The sequence below is a fragment of the Plantibacter sp. MPB07 genome, assembly GCF_046619465.1.
Taxonomy (GTDB): Bacteria; Actinomycetota; Actinomycetes; order Actinomycetales; family Microbacteriaceae; genus Plantibacter; species Plantibacter auratus.
The window spans coordinates 1,876,052-1,898,776 of record NZ_CP177043.1; the positions used below are offsets into that span (position 1 = coordinate 1,876,052).

The following is a 22,725-nucleotide window of genomic DNA, read 5'->3' on the forward strand; positions in this document are numbered from 1 at the left end:
TAGAGTGTGCTCGTCAGACTCCGCAACACGGGGGTCGTTGCTCGAAAAAAGGGCGATAGCGCGGCCAGCACCGGCGAGACACACACGGAATCCCATCCGTCCACGTTCTCGAAGGTCTCCCATGTCCGAACACGCTTCGTCGACCGTTCTCACGTCGATCCGCTCCTCCACCGTCTCCGCCCGGGTGGCACAGGCACTCAGCCGCCATGTCTCCGAGGTGTTCGGCGTCATGGGCAACGGCAACGCGCACCTCCTCGACGCCCTCGCCTCGACCACGACCCGCTTCACCGCCATGCGGCACGAGGCCGGCGGTGTCGCCGCAGCCGACGCCTACGCCCGCGCGGGCGGCGGTCTCGCTGCCGCGACCGCGACCTACGGAGCCGGATTCACCAACACCCTGACACCCCTCGCGGAGGCGGTGATGGCCCAGATCCCGTTGGTCCTCGTCGTCGGTGACGCCCCGACCACCGGTGCCCGCCCCTGGGACGTCGACCAGTTCCAGATCGCCGCCGGGCTCGGTGCCCCCACCTTCACCGTCGGTCGTGACGACGCCACCGCGACCACGCTGCGGGCCATCGAGCACGCCGTCCACCGCCGGACCGCGGTCGTGCTCGCGATCCCCTACGACCTCGCCGCCGTGGCGTCCGACGAGCCGCTGCGGGCGGACGGGACACCACACCACCCGGCGCTCGTCCGGCCGTCCCGCGTGGAGCCCGTCGCACGGCGCCTGGACACCGCCGCCGCCGCCCTGCGCAGCGCACACCGTCCGCTCATCCTGGCTGGGCGTGGAGCCTGGCTGGCCGACGCCGGACCCGTCCTCGGCGAGCTCGCCGAGCGGCTCGACGCCCACACCGCCACCACGGCGCTCGGACGCGGGCTCTTCGGTTCCAGCCCCCGTGATCTCGGGGTGGCCGGCGGCTTCGCGACGGAGCACGCCGCGACACGCATCGCCGAAGCGGACGTCGTGCTCGTCGTCGGCGCGGGCCTCAACCAGTTCACGATGCGGTTCGGCGAGGCCTTCTCCGCCGATGCGCACGTCATCCAGGTCGACCTCGCCGACGCCCCGACGAACGCCAGGGTCGACGAGCTCATCCACGGTGACGCGGCCCTCGCAGCCGCAGGTCTCCTGGAACGGCTCTCCGACGGCGCGGGGTCCGGATGGGTCGCGTCGGCCGGCCGCGCCCGCCCAGCACCGCACCTCGACCGCGACCTGGGTGACGGTTCGACCGGCGACGGGCTGTGCGCGGACGGGCGCCTCGACCCACGAAGCCTCGCGCACCGACTGGACGAGCTGCTTCCGGCCGACCGCACGGTCGTGCAGGACGGCGGCCACTTCATCGGCTGGGCGCCGATGTACTTCGACATCCCCTTCCCCGACCGCCTCGTCATGGTCGGGACGGCGTACCAGTCGATCGGACTCGGGTTCCCGAGCGCTGTCGGTGCCGCGGCGGCCGGGCACACGGGCACCACCGTCCTGTGCACCGGCGACGGCGGCGGCCTCATGGCGCTCCCCGACCTCGACACCGTCATCCGCACGGTGCCGAGCGGCGTGATCGTGGTCTTCAACGACGCGGCCTACGGAGCCGAGGTCCACCAGTACGGCTCGCGTGGACTCGACCAGACCCCGATGCTCATCGACGAGGTCGACTTCGCCGCCCTCGCGCGCGCCTTGGGAGGCCAGGGCGTGACGGTCGACACGCTCGCGGACCTCGACGGACTCACCGACTGGGTCCACGCCGGGGCGCAAGGCGTCCTCCTGCTCGACTGCCGCATCTCCACGAGCGTCGTCGCCCCGTACCTCTCCGAGATGATGCAGCAGGGACCACGACCGGTCGCCGTCGACTGAGCCTGCGCGGTGCCACCGCGGGTATCGTTGACGGGTGCTTCCTCAGCCTGCCCCGACCGCACCCACCTACGTCATGTCGACGGACGGTATCCGGATCGCGACGTACCTCCACGAACCGGCTCCGGGCACAGGCGACCTCGGCACGATCATCGCAGTGCACGGCTTCGCCTCGAGCGCCGGACTCAACTGGGACCTCGCCGGGTGGACACGCACGCTCACGCGCGCCGGGTACCGCCTGCTGACCCTCGACCAACGCGGTCACGGAGCCTCGGACAAACCGACGGATCCGGCCGCATACCGCCTCGACATCCTCGTCGACGACGTCCTGTCCGTCCTCGACGGCTACGGCGTCGACGAGCCGCACTACCTCGGGTACTCGCTGGGCTCCCGGGTGGGTTGGCGGCTGGGCGTCCGGCACCCCGACCGCGTGCGCTCCCTCAGCCTCGGCGGCCTCCCCGAGGGCGACTCGCTCCGCGACTTCGACCTGGAGGCGGCCCGTCACCATGTGAGGACCGGGACGACGATCACGCACGCCCTCACGGACACGTACGTGACGATGGCCGAGGGCGTCCCGGGCAACGACGTGGAGGCCCTCATCGCCCTGGTGGACGGCCTCCGCGGAGGACCGCAGCCGAGCACGGCCGAGGTGCCGCCACTGCCCATGTTGCTCGTGACCGGAGACGACGACGCGGTCGCCGCCGGGAGTCGGCGGCTGGCCGAAGCCGCCGGTGCCCGCTACGTGGGGCTGCCCGGCCGCGAACACTTCAACGCGGTCTCGTCGCGGGCGTTCAAGGACGCCGTGCTGGCGTTCCTCGCCGCGCAAGGCTAGCCGGTCGCGTCCGCCTCGGTCAGGCCGCGTGCCGGTGCTCGACCCGACCCTTCGCGAGCTTCGACGGCCACCAGATGGCGCTCCCCATGTCGTGACTGAGGGCTGGGACGAGCAGCGTCCGGACGATGATCGTGTCGAGGAGGACCCCGAACGCCACGATGAACGCGATCTGCGCGAGGAACAGGATCGGGATGACGCCCAGCGCCGCGAACGTGGCCGCGAGCACGAGTCCGGCCGAGGTGATCACACCACCCGTGATCGCCAGCCCCCGCAGCACGCCGGCCCTCGTTCCGACCCGCAGCGACTCCTCGCGGACCCTCGTCATGAGGAAGATGTTGTAGTCGATCCCGAGCGCCACGAGGAAGACGAAGCCGTAGAGCGGCACACTCGGATCCGCGCCCGGGAACCCGAGCACGTGGTTGAACACGAGCGCGGAGACCCCGAGGGCCGCCCCGAAGGACACCACCACGCTGAGGATCAGCAGGACCGGGGCGAGCACCGAGCGGAGCAGCAGCATGAGGATGAGGAGGATGACGGCGAGCACCACCGGGATGATGAGGTTCCGGTCGTGGATGGACGCGTCGTTCGAGTCGATGGCGGTCGCCGTGACGCCGCCGACGGGTGTGTGGGTGCCGACCTCGGCGTCGAGGGTCGAGCGCAACTGTCGCACGCTCTCCTCCGCCGACGCGGAGTCCGGGGCCGCGTCGAGCGTCGCCTGGAGCAGGATGCGGCCGTCGTCGACCGTCGGTTCGGCGGACGCCACCGGGGTCCCCGGGGGTCCCGCGGCGGGAGCCGTGAACACCGCCTCCCCGTCGCTCACCGTCGCATCCGCGGCGCCCGTCGCGGAGTCGCTCGACAGCACCTGGACGCTGTCGAGACCGTCGGCCTTCTCGAGGATCCCGATGACCTGCGCGGCATCGCCCTCCTGCGTGAGGACGTACACGGGGCTCGCCGAACCGGCCGGGAAGTGCTCACCGAGGGCGGCCTGACCGTCGCGGGCCTCGGACGTGCCGAGGATGAGGTCGCTCTGGGCGACGCCGTCCGCCTTGAGCTGGAAGACCCCGAGGCTCGCGACCAGGAGGAGCAGGGTGCTCCCAATCCAGACGACGCGGGCGTGACGGGAGATGAGGCGGGCGATCCCACCCCACAGGCCGGTGGTCGGCACGGCGGTGTCGTCGGTCGACGAGGCGCGCACCCGGTGCTCGCTCCCGACCTTCGGGCGCAACGGCCAGAACGAGGTGCGACCGCAGGCCAGCAGGAGCGCCGGCAGGAAGGTGAGCGCCGCGAGGACCGAGAAGACGATCCCGATCGAGGCGACCGGTCCGAGCGCCTTGTTCGAGTTCAGGTCGCTGAGCAGCAGGCAGAGCAGACCGGCGATGACGGTGCCGCCCGACGCGACGATCGGCTCGAACGATCCGCGGAGCGCAGCCCACGTCGCATCCCACCGCCGCTCGTGGTCGCGGAGGGCCTCCCGGTACCGCGAAACGTAGAGCAGTGAGTAGTCGGTCGCCGCACCGATCACGAGGATGAAGAGGATGCCCTGCACCTGCCCGTTCAACAGGACGACGCCGGCCTTTGCGAGCCACCACACGGTGAGGAGTGCGGTGCAGAGGGCGAACAGCGAGGTGCCGAGCACGAGGAACGGGAGGACCGGCGAGCGGTACACGACGATGAGGATGAGGAAGACGGCGCCGAGCGCGGTCAGGAGGAGGATGCCGTCGATGCCGGCGAAGGCGTCGGTGAGGTCGGCGGTGAACCCTGCCGGGCCGGTGACGAAGACGTCGAGGCCCGCCGGGGCAGCTTCGGCGAGCTGTGCACGAAGGGCCTCGACGACGTCGCCGACCTCCGCGTCGCCGCTGATCGGGACGAAGACCTCGACCGCGTCGCCGTCCTCGGAGGGGATGGCCGGAGAGACGCCGTCGGCGACGCCCTCGGTGGAGGACAGGGCTGAGAGCTCGTCGTCGATCGCCGCCCGGTCCTCGTCGGTGATCCCGCCGTCGCGGACGAACAGCACGAGGGCCGGGATGTCGTCACCCTCCCGGAATCCGTCGAGTGCCGTCTGCACCTCGGTCGCATCCGCGCTCGCGGGGAGGAAGCTCGTCTGGTCGTTGGTCGCGACCTCGCTCACCTTCCCGAAGTACGGACCGCCGACGCCGGCGGCCGTGAGCCAGAGGAGGATGAGGACCGCGGGGAGCAGGACCCGCAGCCACCGCGGCGCACCCGCACGGTCCCGCTGCTGCGTCCGGGTGTCCGCGTCCGTCTGCGTTCCGCCGTGTCGTCCGTGCGTCATGCGCGCGCCCCGTTCTCGCCCTGCTCCGAATAATATGCAGCTAGCTTACTATCTGCGTCGGGTGCCCGGCGACGGAGTTCAGGCGAGGACGACGACTCCCCCGGCTTCGGTGATCTCGGCAAGCGCCGCATCCCCGGCGGCCCGGTCGACGGGCGCGACGAGACCTGCGAGGACGCGGACTTGCAGGCCGTGCTCGATGGCGTCGAGCGCACTCCGGCGGACGCAGTAGTCGGTCGCGAGACCCACGACGTCGACCTCCGTGATGCCGGCATCCCTGAGGACCTCGTCGAGGCTCAGCCCCTCCGGCGTCACGCCCTCGAAGATCGAGTATCCGTGGGCACCCTGGCCCTTGCGGATGTGGGTGTCGACGCTCTTGGTGTCGAGCGCGTGGTGGTACTCGGCGCCTGAACTCCCCGCGACGCAGTGCACCGGCCAGTTCGTCACGTAGTCGGGCTCACCCGTCGCGAAGTGACCGTCGTTGTCGCCCTCGGCATCATGCCAGTCGCGTGAGGCGAACACGTGCGCGTAATCGGCCCCGTGCTCGGCCAGCAGCTGCGTGACCCCCGCGGCGACGGCCTCGCCGCCGTCCACGCCGAGCGCACCGCCCTCGGTGAAATCGTTCTGTACGTCGATGATGAAGAGCGCGCGCGCCACGATGCCTCCGGGTTGTCGTCGTCCCGCCTCGGTGGAGGTGGGTTCCATCGAGGGTAACGCCGGGGAACCGACCGGGTCAGGTGGTTGCGCCGTCGTGGTTCAGAGCCGACGTGCGCGCTCCTTGCGGCGGTCGAAGAACTGGAGACCGATGTTCACACCCATGACGACGGTGCCGAGGAGCATGGCGACGAGCCCGGCGATCCGGAACCCGACCGGCAGCTCCAGGAGCAACGCGAAGACGACCCCGAGCACGATGAGCGCGGCACCCGCGGAGAACAACACCAGATACTTCATGCCCCCAACGGTACCGGCTGAGCGGCGACCCCGGGATGGGACCGCGACCTAGGGTGGAGACATGACCCGTCTCCCCCGCCGCGCGCACCTGCTCACCGCCGCGGGCGCCGCCCTCCTGCTCACGGTCACCGCCGCCGGCTGCTCCACGTTCCCGAGCGGTGCGAGCTCCGACACCGGACCGACCCACTCAGCGGGTGGCTTCCCCACGGACGTCGTCTTCGACTACCAGCTGGGTGGCGGCTACGAACCGGCGGCAGGGGTGGGCGGCGTCGCCCGCGACAGCACCGACTCCCTCGACCCCGACCGGTACTCCATCTGCTACGTCAACGGGTTCCAGAGCCAACCGGCCGATCGCGACGCCTGGCTGGCCGAGCCGGACCTCGTCCTCACCGACGACGCCGGTGAACCGGTCATCGACGAGAACTGGCCCGACGAACTCATCTTCGACCTCTCCACCGACGACCGTCGCGCGCGCATCGCCGAGCGGGTCGGTGCGAGCATCACCCGCTGCGCGGAGGCCGGCTTCGACGCCGTCGAGATCGACAACCTCGACTCGTACACCCGGTCCGACGGTCGACTCACCGTGGAGGACGCGATCGCCCTCGCCACCCGGTACGCCGACCTCGCCCACGACGCGGGCCTCCTCATCGGGCAGAAGAACGCCGCCGAGCTCGGCACACGAGGACGGGACGACGTCGGGTTCGACTTCGCCGTCGCGGAGGAGTGCCACCGCTTCGACGAGTGCGCCACCTACACCGAGGTGTACGGAGACGCCGTGCTGGACATCGAGTACACGGACGACCTGCGCGGCACCTTCGACGAGGTGTGCGCCGATCCGCAGGTCCCGTTCTCCACGATCCTGCGCGACCGCGACCTCCGGACGGCCGACGACCCCGCCCACGTCTTCGACGCCTGCGCTCGGTAGCCCCCGGCAGGAGATCCGCTCCGGGGCAGGAGCTTCCGCGGCGAAGCGTCCTGTTGCGGGGTGGACCCCTGCGCCCAGGGATCTCCAGCAGGTGTCGGTAGCGTGGAGGCATGATCCGGACCCACGACGCATGAACCTGGAGCAGCTGGAGGCGGTCGTCGCGGTCGTCGACTACGGATCGTACGCCGCAGCTGCCGACGTCCTCCGGATCTCGCAGCCCTCGCTCACGAGACGCATCCAACGCTGCGAGACCGACCTCGGGCTCGCGCTCTTCACCCGGGTCGGTCGGCGCATGCAGGTCACCGACGCCGGACGGTCCGTGCTCGGCCCGGCGAGGCGGATGCTCCAGGAGGCGAACGGGCTCCGTGCACTCGCCGACGCCCAGCAGGCGCTCACCGCCGGCACGCTCCGCATCGGCGCGCTCCCCTCGCTCGTCGCGACCCACGTCCCGGAGCTCGTCGCCCGGTTCCACGCCGCGCACCCCGACGTCCGCATCGAGGTCACGGGCGCCGTCGACTCCGCCGAACTGCTCGACGCCGTCGACCTCGGGCGCATCGACCTCGGCGTGGCCGATGTGGCCACCGCCGGCCCCGGTGTCGAGGTGCGGCTCCTGGAGGAACAGCGGTTCGCGATCGTCCTCCCCGGCCTCAGGACCGTCGCCGAGCGCGAGGCCGAGCACACGCCGCCGACCATCACCGGCGACGAGCTGGCCACGCACACCCTGGTGACCCTGCCGCGCGGGACGTCGATGCGCGCCGTGACCGACGAGGCCTACGCCCGCTTCGGCGTGCAGCCACCGCGGGTCATCGTGACCACCCAGCGCGACGCGCTCACGCGGTTCGCGACCGCCGGCGTCGGGCTGACCGTGGTGCCCGAGCGTCTCGCCGACTGGGCTGCGGCGAACGGCGCCCGGGTCCGCCGGTTCCCGACACCGGTCACGAGGAGCATCGGCCTGCTCGTGCGCCACGACAGCGTCGGGACACCCGCCGTGAGTGCCTTCCTCCGTTTGGCGGAGCGGGTCCCACCCGGGGACTGACGACGACCCGCGTCAGCCGCAGAGGTCCGCAGCGGCGTTGCGGGACTCGACCTCGACGGGCGCCGGCGCGGCAGGCGGGGTCAGTGAGGCGAAGTCGTCGCCGATGACGAGCACGACGTCCTCCTCGTCCGGTCCCGGTTCGCCGCTCACGACGACCGTGATCCCCAACTCCTGGGCGAGCGAGGCGGCCGTCGCCCGAGCCGCGTCCGAGTCGCGCGCGAGCAGGAGCGTGACCGGGGTGTCCGTCTCCGCGTCGCCGATCGACGCGACGGTGTAACCGAGGGCGGTCAGTCGGTCGGCCGTCGCCGTCGCGACCCCGTTCGTCTGCGAGCCGTTGAGGACGCTGACCGCCTCGACCCGCACCGGTTCGACCGGGGCGACCGACTCGGCGGGGGACGCATCACCGGTTCCCGCGATCGGCACCGGGACATCGGTGGCGAGGCTCGAGAAGACGATCGCGGCGTCATCGCTCGGGACGACCCGGTTGGCGTCCGACGGCGCCTCGGTCCACGGCATCGTCAGGAAGGTGATGGCCGACGCCGGCACCTGCGAGACCCGGTGGGCGAGCGAGGTCAGGCTCGCGAGGTCGCCGAGCGCGGTGTCGACGGTGAGCGAGGAGGTGACCGCGTCCAGGAAGCGGATGAGGCGGTCCGGCCGGGTGAGCACCTCGGCACTCAGCGCCCGCTGCACGATCGCGGACATCACCATCTGCTGGTTGCCGAGGCGCGAGATGTCGCTGCCGTCACCCACCGCGTGCCGGGTGCGGGCGAGCGCGAGCGCCTGCGTCCCGTCGATGACCTGCGCCCCTGCGGGCAGCGCGAGGTTCGAATAGGGGTCCTCCATGTCCGCCGGCAGACACACCGCCAGCCCGTCCATGCCGTTGACGATCGCCTGGAAGCCGCTGAAGTCGAGCTCGATGAAATGGTCGATCGGCACACCGGTCATCGCCTGCACCGCGGCGACCGAGCAGGCGGCCCCGGAGTTCAACGCCCCGTTCACCATGCCGTAGTCGTCGGGCGTCCCCCGCCCGGTGTCCGTGCACATCGACAGGTCGGTCAGCGTGTCACGTGGGATCTGCATCGCGTCGATCCGGGAGTTGCCCTCGGAGACGTGCACGAGCACCATCGCGTCACTGCGCTTGGTGCCGGTGTCCTCTCCGTAGTCGCCGACCGCGAGGTCACGACTGTCGGAGCCGAGGAGGAGGACGTTGATCGCCGGGTCCGGCGCGCCCGGCTGCGCGGGCTCGGTCGAACGTCCGGTCGGGGCGGCGATGGCTTCGGAGCTGAGGTTGCCCTGCAGCCGCAGTGCGAGCGCACCGACACCCCCGAGGAGTGCGAGCACGAGGCCGCCTGCGATGCCGACGATGAGGCGCCGACGGCGGACCCGTGCACTCACCCCGCCGCCGTGACGGCGAGCGTGGGCGGCACGTGGGCGGACGGATGCCTCGGGGAGATCGGGGAGATCGGGTCTGCGCATCGTCCCAGTGCACCAAGCGTCGAAGCGGCGGACAAGCAGCCTGCCCGGTGCGACTCATACGCGGCGCGCATGCGTCGGAGGCTCAGCTCACGGGCGAGGCGACCTCCGAGCCACGCAGCCCGGGCACCGCACGCTTACCGAACTGGCCGGTGACGACCAGGATGAGCGTCGTCGCTGCGAGGAGGATCCAGCCCGGCCAGCCGAGCAGGGTGCCGAACACACTGCCGGTGTCCTGCATCGACGTCGGGCTGGCGAACAGCAGCAGTGCCCCGACGGCAGCGTTCACCGCGCCGTGGGCGATCACCGCCGGCCACACCGAGGCGGAGCGGAGCCGCAACCAGCCGATGAGGACGCCGAGCAGCATGCACCAGCCCACCATCAGGAGCAGGCCGACCAGGTCGGTCCGCTGGTAGTTGTAGCCGAGGAGGATGAGCGGTGCGTGCCACACGCCCCAGATCGCCCCGGACAGCAGGAGGGCGGGCCAGGTGCCGAGCGGCAGGAGGTTCGGCAGCAACCAGCCGCGCCAGCCGAGTTCCTCCCCGAACGCGGACAGCGATGCCACCAGGACGCCGAGGGGCAGGGTGAGGAGCTGGACCAGGGCGACCGTGGTGAGCTCGTCCCGCCCGAGCTCGCCGGCGCCCGAGGCGGTCATGATGGCGGCGAGACCGGACAGGCCGACGAGGTCGAGCTCGATGAGCCCCATGGCCTGCCCGAGCAGCATGGAGCAGAACGCGAGGACGGGGAACCCGACGAGCGCCGCCGCGCAGAGCCCGAGGGTCCGGCCGAGGGGACGCAGCGGCGCGAGTCCGAGCAGCCGCGGGATGCTCCTCGGGCGGGCGACGAACAGCACCACGACGAGCGCGGCGATGGTCGGGGTGTACATCATGCCGAGGGCGATGAGCTGGAACCAGGGGTTCGCGAGTCCCTCACCCGACAGCCACAGCGGTGCGGCGATGAGCCAGGCGAGGCCCACGGCGAGCACGGTGAAGACCGTGACGGCGACCCACGGGACCCTGGTGGGCAGGATCGGGGCCAGCTCGCGGTTGCGCCGGCGCTGGCGGTCCGCCGCCGACTCCGGCTGCTGCGCGAGCACGGCCCGCCCGGCGGCACCGATCACCGGGCCCGCGGCCGGTGTGGGCGACCCGCCGTCGATCGGCGTCCGGTTCGGTCCAGACGCGGGCTGTCCGATCGGCGCCCAGCCGCCCTCGGTCGGTGTGTCGTCCGGTCGCTGCATGTGATCCCCCGTGGTCGCGAACAGCTTCCCACGCTACGGAGCGACGGCGCGGGGCGCATCCGCCGACCGGGGGATCACGCGGTGAGGTGACAGCCGCAGGACTCCCGCAGGAGGAGCCCGACGGGGACGACGGTGCTGCGCTCGTGCTCACCGTCCGCGTCACCGAAGCGGGCGAGCGCCCGGGTGGCGGCCAGGCGGCCCAGTCGTGCCGGGTCCTGTTCGATGACGCTGACCGCCGGATCGAGCTGGTCGGCCATCGGGAAGTCGCCGAAGCCGAGCGAGGCGATCCCCCGCGAGCGCAGCGCTGGAACGAGCGCCATCGTCACGCGCGCGTTCGCCGAGAACAGGGCCGTCGGCGGGGAGGCGAGGGCGAGGAGACCGTCCACCACGGTGGCAGCCGGTTCGCGGTCCGTCGCGTCGAGGCTGACGAGGGCGTCGTCGAGGTCGATCCCGCTCTCGGCGAGCGCCGAACGGTAGCCCTCGAGTCGGCGACGGGTGCTCGGCGGGTGTGCCGAGTCGGCGATGAAGGCGACGCGGGCGTGCCCATGCTCGAGCAGGTGCCTCGTCGCGAGGTAGGCGCCGCGGTGGTCGTCCTCGACGAAGCTGTCGGCGTCGAGCCCGCCTGGGGCGCGGTCGACGAACACGATGGGCGTGTGCTCGGCCCACGGCGCGAGCCACGACTGGTCCTCCGCGACGGGCGCGAGGACGAGCCCCATGAGCTGCGAGCGGAGCAGCGAGTCGAGCACGGCACGCTCGCGCGCCGGGTCGTCGCCGATGCTCGTGACGAGGGTGGTGATGCCCGACACCGAGCAGACCTCCTCGACGGCGCGGACGACCGCGGCGAAGAAGGGGTCGACGACGTCCGGGACCGCGACACCGACGGAGGAGGACCGCCCGGCGCGGAAGGTGCGCGCCAGGACGTTCGGGACGTAGTTCAGCTCCCGCATGGCCGATTCGACCCGCGACCGCGTCTCCGGGAGCACGTGCGGGTCGTCGTTGAACACGCGGGAGACCGTCTTCGAGCTCACTCCGGCGAGGGACGCCACGTCCTGCATCGTGGCCATGGCTGCTCCTCGGGTGGTTCCACCTGCGTGGCGTGGTCGGATCGGGCTGGTTCGCGGGCGGCGACCGAGGACGCCGCCCGCGATCCGTCAGCGACCGGCGAGCGCGGTCTCGATGACCTGCTCGAGCTCACGGAGGCGAGGCAGCGCACGGTTCGTGAGCAGTTCCTCACGCTTCGCCGACGAGATCGAAAGGCTATCCTTCCACAGCGAACGACCGGCCATCGCGCCGCCGGCACCGTTCTCGACCGCGGTGCGGACCTGGCCAACGAAGGTCTCGTGGTCGACGCCGGCGGACAGCACGGCCCACGGCACACCGGCGGCGGCCTCGGTCACGGCTGCGGCGGCCTCGGCGGAGCCCGGGTACTGGAGCTTCAGGACCTTGGAACCGGCGGCGACGGAGATCTCCGCGGCGCCGCGCACGAGCTCGGGGAAGATCTCGGCGTAGGCCTCGTCGCTCTCGCCGTCGAGCTGGTAGACGAGGATCTCGACGATGAGCAGCACGCCCTCGGCGGTGCACTCCTCCACGAGGCGGGCGATCTCGTCGATGACGACCTGCTCGGCCTCCCGCTGGTCGGAGCGCAGGTAGAAGAGCATCTTGGCGGCGTCGCCACCGAGTTCGCGGACCCGACGGGCGTCCATGCCGGGGACGTACTTCGTCCGGCGCAGACCGTTCTCGGTGTCGAAGCCCGAGGAGTCCATGCCGACGACGAGACCGGTCGTGCGGGAGAGGGTGCGCTCGTCGACGACGAGCGGAAGGGCGACCTCCGGGTCGAGGAGGATGGCGGGTGCGTGGTTGCCGAGGAACCGGACGAGGTCGCTCTTGGCCTCGGCGAGTTCGTCACGGCTGATGCCGGCCGCGCCGTTCGGGGCGTCGGTCATGACGGCCTTCATGCCGTTGCGCTGGTCGCCGGCGACGATGAGCATGCCGCCGCCCGGGGTGCTGATCGTGGCCATGGCGCGGCGTTCGAGCGTCGTCAGCTCGTTGGTCCTGGTGGCTACTGCGTTCATGAGGTGCTCCTTGTGCTTCGGATGGGGTCTGATCCCGGCAGCGGTCGCGCCGGGGAGGATCGGTCTGGGTCGTCGGGTGGTCGGTCGGTCAGGGGTGTGATCGGGAGATGGCGGGTTCGAGGAGGGCCCCGGCGAAGACGGCTGCGCCGTATGCCGTGTCCTGGGACCGGTGCGACACCTGCACGCCGGGCAGGACGGCCGCACGAGCGCGTTGCACGGACCGCATGCTTGCCCAGCCGCCGGTGAGCAGCGCCGAGGTGGCCGGGGCGACCTCGCGGTCCATCGCCGCGATGAGCACGGCGAGTTCGTCGTTGCCGTGCTGGAGCACCGCTTCGAAGATCTCTGCCGGTCCAGCGCCGTCGGCACGGACCGTGAGCTTGAGGACGCCGTCGTCGTTCCGGGCGCCCGCGACCGAAATATCACCGTCGCCGAGCAGCCCGCCCGCCGGGAGCGCCATGACCTCGTCGTCCAGGCGGTCGCGCCCTGCGCGGTCGGTCACCCCGACGAGCTGGAGGGTGCGACGCATGAGCAGGCCGGTCTTGACACCGGCGACGAGCACCCAGGTACCCGGCACGACGTGACGGACGCAGTTGATGAACACCTCGGCGAGGCGCTCCCGGGCGGCGAACGGGAGTGGTTCGTCGAGGCGTCGCAGCAGGACCTCGGCCGTGCCCATCGACACGTGGTACCGCTCGGCGGGGAACGAGCCGGTGGAGACGGCCGACACGAGGTGGTCGTGGCCGGCGACGGTCAGGGCCGCACCGGAGAAGACCGGCGGCACCCACGGGCTGCTCGCGGCGCCGAGCGGGGCACCGGCGTCGGTGAACGGCGGGAGGAACGACGCGTCGACGCCGAGGTGGTCGAGCAGTTCGGGCCACGGCTCACCCGTGTCATGATCGAGCAGGCCGGTCCGCGACGAGAGCGAGTACTCGGCGGCCTCCTCGCCGCCGAGGGCCGAGACGAGGTACTCCGGCAGGTTGAGCCAGCGCGTTCCGGCGAGGTCGAGTCCGGCGTCACGGAGGTGGAGGAGCTTGATGACCGAGACCTGCACGCCGAGCGGCAGGCCGGTCCGACCGGCGAACTGCTCGGCGATCTCAGCCGGGAGGGCCGCGAGCTGTTCGGCGCCGCGCGGATCGAACCAGGCGATGGCGGGCGCGACGGGCCGGCCGACGGCGTCGAGGACGATCCCGGACTCCCCCATGCCGGAGACGGCGAGGGCCCGGACCCGCGCGGCCGGCCCGAACCGGTCGACGAGTTCCGCACCGACGTGGTCGAGGAGCTCCCGGACGGTGGCGATGAGGGACGCCGCCTCCATCACGGTCATGCCGCCTGGACCGGCGAGCCACGGGGTGGGCAGCTGATGGATGAGGACTTCGGCGCCGTCGGCGTCCGCCACGAGGATCTTGACGCCGGTGCTGCCGAGGTCGAGGCCGGCGACGAGTCGATCCGAGGCCACGGAGGCGACGGCGGTCGAGTCGAGGTTCGCAGCAGGGTGCACGGCGGTGTCCGTTCAGGTTCCGACGTCCGTGTCGGCTTCCGACGATGGCTTCATGTCATCGATGTCATGGCGAGCATACCTCGTTCATGTCATCGATGACATACCCCAGCGTGAATTCTTCGGAAACCGGGTACCTGATGCTGGCGGAGGCCGGTGGGCTCAGTCGCCGAAGTCCTCCGCCGTCGACTCGAACACGATCTCGAGATCGACCTCGAACGACTCCCCGGGCTCCACGATCCGGCCCGCCTTCCCGCGATCCGGACCGGCCGCGTGACTCGGCCAGCAGGTTCCGGGTTCGATACCGAGGGCGTACGACCCCGCGGCTGTGCTCCGCCACACCGTGAGGAAGGGCAGCTGCTCCGGCCGGAACCGGACCGTGACCGTGCCGGCCTCGCCCGACAGGGTCGCGATGGACCAGCCGTCGGGCCCGGCGACCGCGTCGAGGGCGTCGACCTGCTCGTCGGCCGCCGGCTCGGGCTCGCCGATCACCCGCCGCCAGCCACCGGCGTCCGGGCGTTCGGACCCCGCCCCGCCGGGGACGTCGGCCTCCGCCGCCACGACGGCACCGCCGTGCAGTACCGGCCAGCCGAGGTTCACGTGGTAGAGCAGGCGCACCGGCTCGGCGACGAACCCCTCGTTCCGGACGACGTCGTGCAGACGGATCCGCGCGACGCCGACCTCGGCTCGGATGCTGCGGGTCACCGTGAGGTTCTGCTGGAAGACGGCGCCCTCGCGGAGCAGGCCGTCGACGAGGAGCTCGTACCGGCCCGCCGCGGTCCATCGCCCCTCGCGGCGGGTCACGGTCGCCGGGATGCGATGCGCCCGACCGTGCATCCCGCCGTCCGCCTCCGCGGCCACGCCGACGGCGGTGAGCCCGCATGTCGTCAGCAGACCGCCCTGCCAGCGGCGGGCCCAGCTCTCGGCCTGCGGAGCGGTCGTCGGCGCGACGAACGACACGACCTCGCCGTTCCAGGAGGCCTCGCCGAGGTCGAGGAACTGGTCGACCTCGACCGTGACCTCGAGTCCGCCGAGATGGCGCAGCTCGACCTGGCGCCGACCCGTCGACGGCCCGTCGTCGATGCGGACCGCACGCGGAGCCCACGCACGCTCGACGGCACCGGATCGGGCCTCGACGAAGCGTCGACGCCGGGCGCCCCACACGGCGTCGCGGTCGGCCTGGTCGTCGGGCGTCTGTTCGGGCGGCGTCGTCGTCATGGCTGGTCCTCGGGTCGGTGTGGTCGGGTCGAACGGTTCGGTGGGTGGGGCTGGCTCAGAGGGCGGTGTAGCCGCCGTCGATGACGAGGCTCTGGCCCGTGAGGTACGAGGAGGCGTCGGACGCGAGCAGCAGGACGAGCCCGTGGAGGTCCTCCGGCTGCCCCATCCGGCCCGCCGGGATGCCCGCGGTCCACTCGGCGGCGAGGTCGGGGTTCGCCTCGGTGAACTCGCGGGTCATGTCCGAGAGGAAGTACCCGGGGGCGATCGCGTTGACCCGGACGCCGGAGGGTGCCCACTCGACCGCGAGTGACGACGCGAGGTGACTGACCGCCGCCTTCGACGCGTTGTACGAGGCCTGGAACTGCGGCTGGTTCACGATGAACGCCGACATCGACGAGATGAATACCGCTGAGGCGGGCCGACCCGCCGTGATGGCACGACGGGCGAAGGACTGCGCGGCGAAGAACGTGCCGTCGAGGTTCACGGCGAGCACCTTCCGCCAGGTGTCCGCCGGCACGTCGACACTGTCGCCCCAGATGGTGATGCCCGCCGCGGTCACCAGCAGCGACGGCGCGCCGAGCGCGGCCTCGGCAGCGGCGAAGGCGGCCTCGACGGCAGTGGCGTCGGTGACGTCGACCGTGTGCGCCGAGGTGCGGACGCTGTACTCGGACGCCAACCGCTCGGCCGACTCGTGGACGGTCGGCAGGAGGTCGAGCAGCGCCACCTGGACGCCCTGCGCGGCGAGCGCCCTGGCGATCGAGTAGCCGAGCCCGCGGGCCCCGCCGGTGATGACGGCCGTGCGGCCGTGGAGGTCAGAGAACATGTGCGGTCCTTCGATCGGGGCGGACTGGTGGAGGTGTCGTCGGGCGACGCGAGTCGCTCAGATCTCCTGGTCGGTGGGCAGGATGACGAGGTCGCGGATGGTGACGTGCCGGAGTCTGGTGAGCATGAAGAGCACGGCCTCGGCGACGTCCTCGGAACGGATGCCGGTGCGCGCGGCGATCTGGTCCTCCACGCCTGAGGCCCCCTCGGCGATCCCCCACAGTTCGTTGAGCACCACGCCGGGGGCGACCGCGCCCATCCGCACCCCGGATCCGACGAGGTTCCGCCGGGTGGTGTGGACGAACGACTGCATGGCGTGTTTCGTCGCGGAGTAGACGGGCTCCCAGTGGATGTCCTGGTGCCCGGACACCGAGCTCGTCACCAGCACGTCGCCCGCGCCCTGCTCGACGAGGTGCGGCAGCGCTGCGCGAACCGTCGCCATCGCTCCGAGGACGTTGACGCCGACGAGCTCCTCGATCGCGGTCATCGGGGTGTCGACGACGTCACCGCCGACGTAGAGGCCAGCGTTGGCGAGGACGATGTCGAGGCGTCCGAAGGCGGCGAGCGCCAGGGCGACGGCCTGCTCGGACACGGCGGGGTCGGCGAGGTCACCCGCCAGGAAGACGCTCGGTGTCGGCAGGGCGTCGGCGACGCCCGAGAGTCGCTCGGTGGAGCGTCCCACGAGCACCGTGCGCACCCCGGCAGCGGCGAGCGCCTGGGCGTACGAGCGGCCGATGCCCGAGGACGCTCCGGTGATGATCGCGACCTGCCCGGTGAGGTCGATGGCGCTGGTCGACACGCTCATGTCGTGGTCCTTCCTTGCGCCGCCCCGGCGCGGTCGGTGGTGGATTCCTGCGCGGCGAGCGCGGCTCGACGCAGCAGTTCGTCGGGTCTCGTGTCGATGCGGGCGACGGCCTCGTCGCTCAGGTAGACCGGCCCGCCGGCGGCGAGCGCTCCGAGCAGCACCTGGGCGACCTTCACAGCCATCTCGGTGATCCGGAGGACCTCGGCCGCACTCGATCCGAGGGCGAACATCCCGTGGTTCTGCAGGTACACGACCTTCGGTACCCGGCCGGTCGTTGCGAGCTGCTCGCGCAGCAGGCGGCGGACCGTGCGGGCGAGCTCGAGACCGGGGTCGACGTACGGCACGAGCAGCGGATCGGTGCCGAGGACCACGATCTGGTCGGGGAAGAGCGACCCGCGGGTCAGGGCGTCGGCCGACGGCGAGCACAACAGCGCGTTGACCGGCACGGGATGGGTGTGGCCGACCGCGACGACGCCGGGCAGGTCGAGGCAGACGGCGTGGAGGATCGCCTCCACCGAGGGGCGCCGACCGTTCCCGGCGAGCGCCGCGGCATCGAACAGCGCGGCCACCTCGGTATCCCCGCCCGTGTGCGAGTCGACGAGGTCGAGCACCGGTCCGATCGCGAGACGGACCGCGTCCTCGGTGGTCGCCACGGCCAGGGACGCGCCGCTCGCCTTCACGAGCATCGCCCGAGCACCGTCCTCGGTCAGGAGCAGGGAGGTGTTGCCCTCCGCCAGGAGCGCCCACGCCCGATCGGGACGCCCGAGGTCGCGCGAGAAGGCGACGAAGCGGTCGAGGAGGTCCGTCTCGGTCTCCGGTTGGTCGATGCGGTCGGTCATGTCGGTGTCCGCTCATGGTCGTGGTCGTCGTGGTCGTCCTGCCCGTGCCGGTAGACCTCGTCGAGTGACGGCGCGTGGCCGGCGGCGACGAGTTGCACGGCCAGGTTGCCGAGCGCCGAAGCCTCCGCCGGGCCGGCGGTGACCGGAAGCCCGGTCCGTGCGGCCGTGCGGGCGCACAGGAGCCGGTTGCGCGATCCGCCGCCGACGATGCGGACCGAACGGATCGTCACCCCGGTGATCGCCTCGCAGGCCCGGACCGTCTCGGCGTAGGCGACCGCGAGACTCTCGACCGCGCTGCGCACGACGTCGCTCCGTCCGCCCGGTGGACGCTGTCCGGTCTCCCGGCAGAGGGTCGCGATCCGTTCCGGCATGTCACCCGGGACGAGCAGCCGGGGGTCGGCGACGTCGAACACGGCGGGCGCGACGTCCGTGGCTGCGTCTCGTTCCATCTCCGACACGGCCGCCACGAGTTCGACGAGGTCGACCGCGCTGCCGTCCTCGGCGGACCAGGCGCGGGCGCACTCCGTGAGCAGCCACATCCCAGCCAGGTTGCGGAGGAGCAGCGAGGATCCGGCGACACCGGCCTCGTTCGTGAAGCCGGCGGCCCGCGCGCGCTCGGTGAGCACCGGCGCCGGCAGACATACCCCGGCGAGGGACCAGCTGCCACTCGAGACGAGGAGCTCCGCGCCGTCCGGGCGGGCGAAGGCGAGGGCTGACGCGGTGTCGTGCTCCGCGACGCGGTGGACGGGGATCGGCACGCTCGACCCGAGACGCGCGGTGACCTCCGGCGTCGTCGGGCCGGCGACCGTCCCCGGTGCGACCACCGGCGGGAAGTCGAAGCCGTCGAGACCCCAGCGACGGATGAGCTCCGCCGCCCAGTCGCCGGTGCCCTGATCGAGCAGCTGCGTCGTCGAGGCGATCGTGCGCTCCGCTCCGACGACGCCCGTGAGCAGCCACACCCAGAGGTCCGGGACGAGCAACACGGTCGGGCGATCGCCGTCGGCTCGGCGCGCTTCGAGCTCCTCGGCGCGGGACCGCAGCTGATACGAGGTGTTGATGGTCTGCTCCAGCACGCCGGTCACCGCGTAGGCCGTCACGGCGTCGACGAGCATGGCGGCACGGGCCGGTCCATCGGCGTCGGCGCCGCGGTGATGCAGCACGGTCGGGAACGCCGTACCGGTGCCGACCCCCACGAGTGCGATGTCGACGCCCCAGCTGTCGACCCCGATCCCGTCGAGCACGCCGCTGGCGGCCGCTGCGATCCGGACGGCCTCCGCGAGCCCGACGATGGTCTCCTCGAACAGGCGCTCCGCATCCCACCGGAGTCGACCGTCCTGCGTGATCGGGCCGTTCGGGAACCGGTGTACCTCGGTGAGTTCCAGGCGGCCGTCGGCCCAGCGCCCGAGCATGACGCGACCGCTCGACGCGCCGAGGTCCACGGCGGCGTGGAAGCGTGGAACGGCCTGATCGATCATGGCGTCGTCGCTTCGTCGCGTGGCGGCGTGGCCGGTTCGCTCAGCGGCGTCGTCGGGTCGGGGTTCTGGACGGCGACCGGTGTGGTGAGCGCCTCGAGGGAGGTGAGGATGGTCGTCGCGCTCGACACGGCGAGTGCACCCCAGGCGGCGGCCGAAGCGACCGCTGCCGCCGGGTCGTCCCGTCCGTCCTCGCCGTGGAGTCCGACGAGGAATCCGGCCAACGAGGCGTCGCCGGCACCGGCCGTGTTCACGACCGTGGCTGCGACGTGCGCGTGCCACAGCCCAGCCGCGGTGCGGAGGAGCGCCCCGTCGGCCCCCATGCTCACGTAGACGAGGTCGCAGCCGGCACGGTGCAGTTCGTCGGCGGCGGAGGCGACATCGCCGATCGTCAGCAGCTCACGGCCGGTGAGCTCGGCGAGCTCGTGCGCGTTCGGCTTGAGCAGGTGGACGAGGTCGAGGTTCGCGACGGCGGTCTCGAGCGCCGCACCCGCGGTGTCGACGGCCACGCGCGCTCCCCGGTCACCCGCCTGACGGAGCAACTGGAGGATGTCGACGAGGCCGGTGCCGCCCTGGACCGTCGGGATCGTGCCGGAGAGGACGAGCCAGTCCGCGCCGACCCGGTCGATCTCGGCACCGGCGGTCGCGACGACGGCGGCCCAGTCCTCGGCACGCAGCGGGATCGCCGGTTCATTGACCTTGGTCGTCCCGGTCGCGGCGTCGAGGATGGTCGTGTTCACGCGCGTCCGACCGTCGGTCGGGACCACGGCGAGCAACGTGCGGAGTGCCGGGTCGTCGGCGAGGATCCGTCCGTCCGCACCCATCGGCACCACCGCACGGACCGGAAGCGGCGAGAGGGTGACGGCCCGCGCGACGTTGACGCCCTTGCCGCTCAGCTCGGTGGACACGCCCACCGCCCGGTTGACGTCGCCGAGTCGCAGCCCGTCGACGCGGTAGGTCTGGTCGATCGCGGCCGCCGGCGTGACCGTGACGATGCCGCTCATGCGTCCGCCCCGACCGTCTCGACGCGGACGCCGGTCGCGAGGAGGGCGTCGAGGGTCGGTTCGTCGACGCCCTGATACACCACCGCCACGTCGAGACGAGCGGCCGGGACGGAGGCCGCGAGGCCGTCTGCGCCGAACGTCGCCGGGTCGCCCAGGAGGATCGTCGTGGAGGCCAGATCGACCGCCGAAGCGACGACCGCGGCCTCCTCCGGCGAGGCATGGAGCAGTCGGCCGTCCGCGGAGACACCGAGCGCCTCGACGACCGCGACGTCGAGGCGGAGGCCGGCGAGCTGCTCGCGCGCCCAGGCGCCGGTGAGGACGCCGCGCCCGTCCGCCGTCCCGCCGACGAGGTGAACGACGGCCGATTCCTCGGCAGCGGCCGCGGCCAACGCCACCGGCACCGAAGCGGTCACGATGACGGTCCCGGCGGTCGTGGCGAGACCCGCGGCGAGCGCCTCGCAGGCCGAGCCCGCGCCGAGGAAGACCGCTGAACCCGGGTCGACCACGGTCAGCGCTTGCGCCGCGAGCGCACCGGACACCCCGGAGTCCTGGCCCGGGTCGAGGTCGACCCGCACCGCCCCGCCGTGCGCGCGTCGGAGGCGTCCGTCGAGTTCGAGGACGCGGAGGTCGCGCCGGATCGTCTCCTCGGTCACGCCGAGGTCCACGGCGAGCACGCCGACCTCGACCCGCCCGTCCTGGTCGAGTCGGGTGAGGATCTGCCGACGCCGGTCGTCCACCGGGCTGGACGTGGCCGTCCCGCGGCCTCCGATGGACGCGCTCATCGTTCAACCCCGGCGCGGTCGTCGCGTTCGGACGCCGAAGCGTCCGGGCTCGACTCCTCGGCCCGCCGTCGCCACCAGGGGCCGATGGCCTCGACGAGCTCGTCGAACGCGGTTCCGACCTCGGTCCAGTACGCGGCCGAGGCGTCCGTCGGCAGGACGGCGGGTGCGTGTCGGACGACGTCGCGCTGGGCTTGTTCCACCGACGGCAGGAGGCCGGTGGCGACCCCGGCGACGATCGCGGCGCCGAGAGCTCCGGCCTCCTCGGAGTCGACGACCGTCACGGGTGCTCGTAGCGCGTTGGCCACGAGTTGTACGTACAGCGGTGACCGCGCCAGGCCGCCGCCGAGGACGATCGGCTCGTCCCACCGGAACCGTTCGCCGAGCGCACGGGTGTGCCAGCGGTGCATGAGCACGATGCCCTCGAGGGCTCCGCGCAGGACGTGTGCCCGGGTGTGCCAGTCGCGGACGCCGGCGAGGGTGGCCGACGCTTCGGCACCGAGCGGGGAGTCCGATTGGAAGGGCAGGACGAGCGGCACCTGCTCCTCCGGAGGGAGTGCTGCGGCCTCGGCGATCAGCGCGTCGCGGCCGGTGGCGTCGGTCACGCCCAGGAGCCGGAGCGTCCAGTCGAAGGAGGGCGATGCCGTCGCCGAGGTCGACATCGCGATCCGCAGGTCCGGGGTGATCGAGAGGCGGGACTGCCACCGCGGGTCCACGTCGGGCTGGGTCGTCGTCACGCCGTTGGTGCTGAACGAGCCGGCCACGAGGGCGAGCCGCCCGGGGACGAGCGCTCCCATGCCGATCGACGAGGCCTGCACGTCGTGGAGTCCCGACACGACCGGTGTCCCGGCGACGAGGCCCGTGACCGCGGCGGCCGCCGGCAGCACCGACCCGACGATCGTGCCGCTCGGGTTGATCGGCGGCAGCAGACGGAGCAGTTCGGCGGGCAGGCCGTAAGCGTCGAGGACCTCGGCGCTCCAGGTGGCGGTCCCGACGTCCAGGAAGGAGGCGCAGGCGTCGGAGTAGTCGGTGGAGATCTCGCCGGTGAGCCGCAGGCGGACCACGTCCTTGCAGAAGAGCATCGCGTCTGCCTGCTCGACACGTTCCGGGTCGTGGCGGAGCAACCAGCGGAGGAGGTTGCCGGCGGCGCCCGGCGTCGGCAACTGTCCGGAGCGTTCGAGCACCACGCGCAGCCGGTCCGGGTCAGCCGCGAGTTCGGCGGCCTCGACGTGCGCCCGGGAGTCCATCGCCGTGATGGCCGGGCCGACCGGCGCTCCCTCGGCGGTCACGAGGTGCAGGCCGTCGCCGTGGCCGGTGATCCCGACGGCGGCGACCAGGGTCGGGTCGACACCCGAGGTCGCCATCACCTCCGACACCGCATCGGCGACCGCGGCCCACAGGGCGTCCTGCGACCGCTCGGCGTGCCGGGCGACCGGGCGTTCGACGGGGCTCGCGCGCCGAGCGACCGCGACCGGCAGCAACCGCTCGTCGTGCAGGACGGCCTTGACGGCGGTCTGCCCGACGTCGATCCCGAGCAGGAACCGCGACCCCGACTCGTGGGGTGCGCTGTGCGGCCTGTGCTCAGCCATCGGCGGCCTTCCGTTCGTCGTCATCGTCGTCGTCGGGTGCGCCCGA

20 protein-coding genes are annotated in these 22,725 nt (G+C 72.2%); 4 read left to right on the forward strand and 16 right to left on the reverse strand.

Annotated elements, in window-relative coordinates; translation table 11 throughout:
* Window positions 1-121 precede the first annotated feature (121 nt).
* Together ACLIME_RS08675 and ACLIME_RS08680 are read left to right on the forward strand one after the other, a co-directional pair.
* Complete coding sequence (locus tag ACLIME_RS08675; RefSeq protein WP_411558656.1) at window positions 122-1,846, forward strand: thiamine pyrophosphate-binding protein; 1,725 nt, start codon at window positions 122-124, stop codon at window positions 1,844-1,846.
* Window positions 1,847-1,880: 34 nt separating this feature from the next.
* Window positions 1,881-2,675 (forward strand): alpha/beta fold hydrolase, encoded by a 795-nt coding sequence (locus ACLIME_RS08680; RefSeq protein ID WP_411558657.1) that lies wholly within the window; start codon window positions 1,881-1,883, stop codon window positions 2,673-2,675.
* Window positions 2,676-2,694: 19 nt separating this feature from the next.
* On the opposite strand, the gene ACLIME_RS08685 is transcribed toward ACLIME_RS08680, so the two are convergent.
* From ACLIME_RS08685 to ACLIME_RS08695, 3 genes are all read right to left on the reverse strand, one after another.
* A complete protein-coding gene (locus ACLIME_RS08685) occupies window positions 2,695-4,965 on the reverse strand; it encodes an MMPL family transporter (RefSeq protein WP_411558658.1) in 2,271 nt (756 codons plus the stop codon).
* 78 nt (window positions 4,966-5,043) lie between these two features.
* A complete protein-coding gene (locus ACLIME_RS08690) occupies window positions 5,044-5,619 on the reverse strand; it encodes an isochorismatase family protein (RefSeq protein WP_411558784.1) in 576 nt (191 codons plus the stop codon).
* A 99-nt stretch (window positions 5,620-5,718) separates the two neighbouring features.
* The gene (locus ACLIME_RS08695; RefSeq protein WP_079707354.1) at window positions 5,719-5,913 is read right to left on the reverse strand and encodes a hypothetical protein; all 195 of its coding nucleotides are present in this window, start codon (window positions 5,911-5,913) and stop codon (window positions 5,719-5,721) included.
* 61 nt (window positions 5,914-5,974) lie between these two features.
* Here ACLIME_RS08695 and ACLIME_RS08700 point away from each other — a divergent pair, with 61 nt between their 5' ends.
* Complete coding sequence (locus ACLIME_RS08700) at window positions 5,975-6,838, forward strand: endo alpha-1,4 polygalactosaminidase (RefSeq protein ID WP_411558659.1); 864 nt, start codon at window positions 5,975-5,977, stop codon at window positions 6,836-6,838.
* Window positions 6,839-6,968: 130 nt separating this feature from the next.
* Window positions 6,969-7,874, forward strand: coding sequence for a LysR family transcriptional regulator (locus ACLIME_RS08705; protein ID WP_411558660.1), 906 nt, complete (start codon window positions 6,969-6,971; stop codon window positions 7,872-7,874).
* A 12-nt stretch (window positions 7,875-7,886) separates the two neighbouring features.
* Here the strand turns inward: ACLIME_RS08705 and ACLIME_RS08710 are convergent, their stop codons facing one another.
* From ACLIME_RS08710 to ACLIME_RS08770, 13 genes are all read right to left on the reverse strand, one after another.
* The gene (locus ACLIME_RS08710; protein WP_411558661.1) at window positions 7,887-9,350 is read right to left on the reverse strand and encodes an LCP family protein; all 1,464 of its coding nucleotides are present in this window, start codon (window positions 9,348-9,350) and stop codon (window positions 7,887-7,889) included.
* An 82-nt stretch (window positions 9,351-9,432) separates the two neighbouring features.
* Entirely contained in the window at window positions 9,433-10,584 is a 1,152-nt protein-coding gene (locus tag ACLIME_RS08715) for a lysostaphin resistance A-like protein (RefSeq protein WP_411558662.1), read from the reverse strand.
* Window positions 10,585-10,658: 74 nt separating this feature from the next.
* A complete protein-coding gene (locus ACLIME_RS08720; RefSeq protein ID WP_411558663.1) occupies window positions 10,659-11,648 on the reverse strand; it encodes a LacI family DNA-binding transcriptional regulator in 990 nt (329 codons plus the stop codon).
* Window positions 11,649-11,735: 87 nt separating this feature from the next.
* Window positions 11,736-12,656, reverse strand: coding sequence for a hypothetical protein (locus ACLIME_RS08725; RefSeq protein WP_197479028.1), 921 nt, complete (start codon window positions 12,654-12,656; stop codon window positions 11,736-11,738).
* Between the two features lie 88 nt (window positions 12,657-12,744).
* Window positions 12,745-14,154: an FGGY-family carbohydrate kinase gene (locus ACLIME_RS08730; protein ID WP_411558664.1), complete on the reverse strand. Its 1,410-nt coding sequence runs from the start codon at window positions 14,152-14,154 to the stop codon at window positions 12,745-12,747.
* 159 nt (window positions 14,155-14,313) lie between these two features.
* A complete protein-coding gene (locus ACLIME_RS08735) occupies window positions 14,314-15,369 on the reverse strand; it encodes a DUF4432 family protein (protein WP_137243451.1) in 1,056 nt (351 codons plus the stop codon).
* Window positions 15,370-15,424: 55 nt separating this feature from the next.
* Window positions 15,425-16,192 (reverse strand): SDR family oxidoreductase, encoded by a 768-nt coding sequence (locus ACLIME_RS08740; protein ID WP_411558665.1) that lies wholly within the window; start codon window positions 16,190-16,192, stop codon window positions 15,425-15,427.
* 57 nt (window positions 16,193-16,249) lie between these two features.
* On the reverse strand, window positions 16,250-16,996 hold the full coding sequence (locus ACLIME_RS08745) for an SDR family oxidoreductase (RefSeq protein WP_411558666.1): 747 nt from the start codon (window positions 16,994-16,996) through the stop codon (window positions 16,250-16,252).
* Window positions 16,993-17,835: a class II aldolase/adducin family protein gene (locus tag ACLIME_RS08750; protein ID WP_411558667.1), complete on the reverse strand. Its 843-nt coding sequence runs from the start codon at window positions 17,833-17,835 to the stop codon at window positions 16,993-16,995. Before ACLIME_RS08750 ends, ACLIME_RS08745 begins: the two co-directional genes overlap by 4 nt.
* On the reverse strand, window positions 17,832-19,310 hold the full coding sequence (locus ACLIME_RS08755) for a rhamnulokinase (protein WP_411558668.1): 1,479 nt from the start codon (window positions 19,308-19,310) through the stop codon (window positions 17,832-17,834). Before ACLIME_RS08755 ends, ACLIME_RS08750 begins: the two co-directional genes overlap by 4 nt.
* Complete coding sequence (locus ACLIME_RS08760; protein WP_411558669.1) at window positions 19,307-20,311, reverse strand: 1-phosphofructokinase family hexose kinase; 1,005 nt, start codon at window positions 20,309-20,311, stop codon at window positions 19,307-19,309. Before ACLIME_RS08760 ends, ACLIME_RS08755 begins: the two co-directional genes overlap by 4 nt.
* Window positions 20,308-21,093, reverse strand: coding sequence for a DeoR/GlpR family DNA-binding transcription regulator (locus tag ACLIME_RS08765; protein WP_411558670.1), 786 nt, complete (start codon window positions 21,091-21,093; stop codon window positions 20,308-20,310). The genes ACLIME_RS08760 and ACLIME_RS08765 overlap by 4 nt, the downstream gene beginning before the upstream one ends.
* Window positions 21,090-22,679 carry an FGGY-family carbohydrate kinase gene (locus ACLIME_RS08770; RefSeq protein WP_411558671.1) on the reverse strand — a complete coding sequence of 530 codons (1,590 nt, stop codon included), beginning with the start codon at window positions 22,677-22,679 and terminating at the stop codon, window positions 21,090-21,092. The genes ACLIME_RS08765 and ACLIME_RS08770 overlap by 4 nt, the downstream gene beginning before the upstream one ends.
* Window positions 22,680-22,725: the final 46 nt, after the last annotated feature.

What these genes read in the sequence shown, in the direction of transcription:
- ACLIME_RS08675 (WP_411558656.1), top strand. Translation starts at nt 122, where the DNA reads ATGTCCGAACACGCTTCGTCGACCGTTCTCACGTCGATCCGCTCCTCC.
- ACLIME_RS08685 (WP_411558658.1), bottom strand. Translation starts at nt 4,965, where the DNA reads ATGACGCACGGACGACACGGCGGAACGCAGACGGACGCGGACACCCGG.
- ACLIME_RS08695 (WP_079707354.1), bottom strand. Translation starts at nt 5,913, where the DNA reads ATGAAGTATCTGGTGTTGTTCTCCGCGGGTGCCGCGCTCATCGTGCTC.
- ACLIME_RS08700 (WP_411558659.1), top strand. Translation starts at nt 5,975, where the DNA reads ATGACCCGTCTCCCCCGCCGCGCGCACCTGCTCACCGCCGCGGGCGCC.
- ACLIME_RS08705 (WP_411558660.1), top strand. Translation starts at nt 6,969, where the DNA reads ATGAACCTGGAGCAGCTGGAGGCGGTCGTCGCGGTCGTCGACTACGGA.
- ACLIME_RS08710 (WP_411558661.1), bottom strand. Translation starts at nt 9,350, where the DNA reads ATGCGCAGACCCGATCTCCCCGATCTCCCCGAGGCATCCGTCCGCCCA.
- ACLIME_RS08715 (WP_411558662.1), bottom strand. Translation starts at nt 10,584, where the DNA reads ATGCAGCGACCGGACGACACACCGACCGAGGGCGGCTGGGCGCCGATC.
- ACLIME_RS08720 (WP_411558663.1), bottom strand. Translation starts at nt 11,648, where the DNA reads ATGGCCACGATGCAGGACGTGGCGTCCCTCGCCGGAGTGAGCTCGAAG.
- ACLIME_RS08725 (WP_197479028.1), bottom strand. Translation starts at nt 12,656, where the DNA reads ATGAACGCAGTAGCCACCAGGACCAACGAGCTGACGACGCTCGAACGC.
- ACLIME_RS08735 (WP_137243451.1), bottom strand. Translation starts at nt 15,369, where the DNA reads ATGACGACGACGCCGCCCGAACAGACGCCCGACGACCAGGCCGACCGC.
- ACLIME_RS08740 (WP_411558665.1), bottom strand. Translation starts at nt 16,192, where the DNA reads ATGTTCTCTGACCTCCACGGCCGCACGGCCGTCATCACCGGCGGGGCC.
- ACLIME_RS08745 (WP_411558666.1), bottom strand. Translation starts at nt 16,996, where the DNA reads ATGAGCGTGTCGACCAGCGCCATCGACCTCACCGGGCAGGTCGCGATC.
- ACLIME_RS08750 (WP_411558667.1), bottom strand. Translation starts at nt 17,835, where the DNA reads ATGACCGACCGCATCGACCAACCGGAGACCGAGACGGACCTCCTCGAC.
- ACLIME_RS08755 (WP_411558668.1), bottom strand. Translation starts at nt 19,310, where the DNA reads ATGATCGATCAGGCCGTTCCACGCTTCCACGCCGCCGTGGACCTCGGC.
- ACLIME_RS08760 (WP_411558669.1), bottom strand. Translation starts at nt 20,311, where the DNA reads ATGAGCGGCATCGTCACGGTCACGCCGGCGGCCGCGATCGACCAGACC.
- ACLIME_RS08765 (WP_411558670.1), bottom strand. Translation starts at nt 21,093, where the DNA reads ATGAGCGCGTCCATCGGAGGCCGCGGGACGGCCACGTCCAGCCCGGTG.
- ACLIME_RS08770 (WP_411558671.1), bottom strand. Translation starts at nt 22,679, where the DNA reads ATGGCTGAGCACAGGCCGCACAGCGCACCCCACGAGTCGGGGTCGCGG.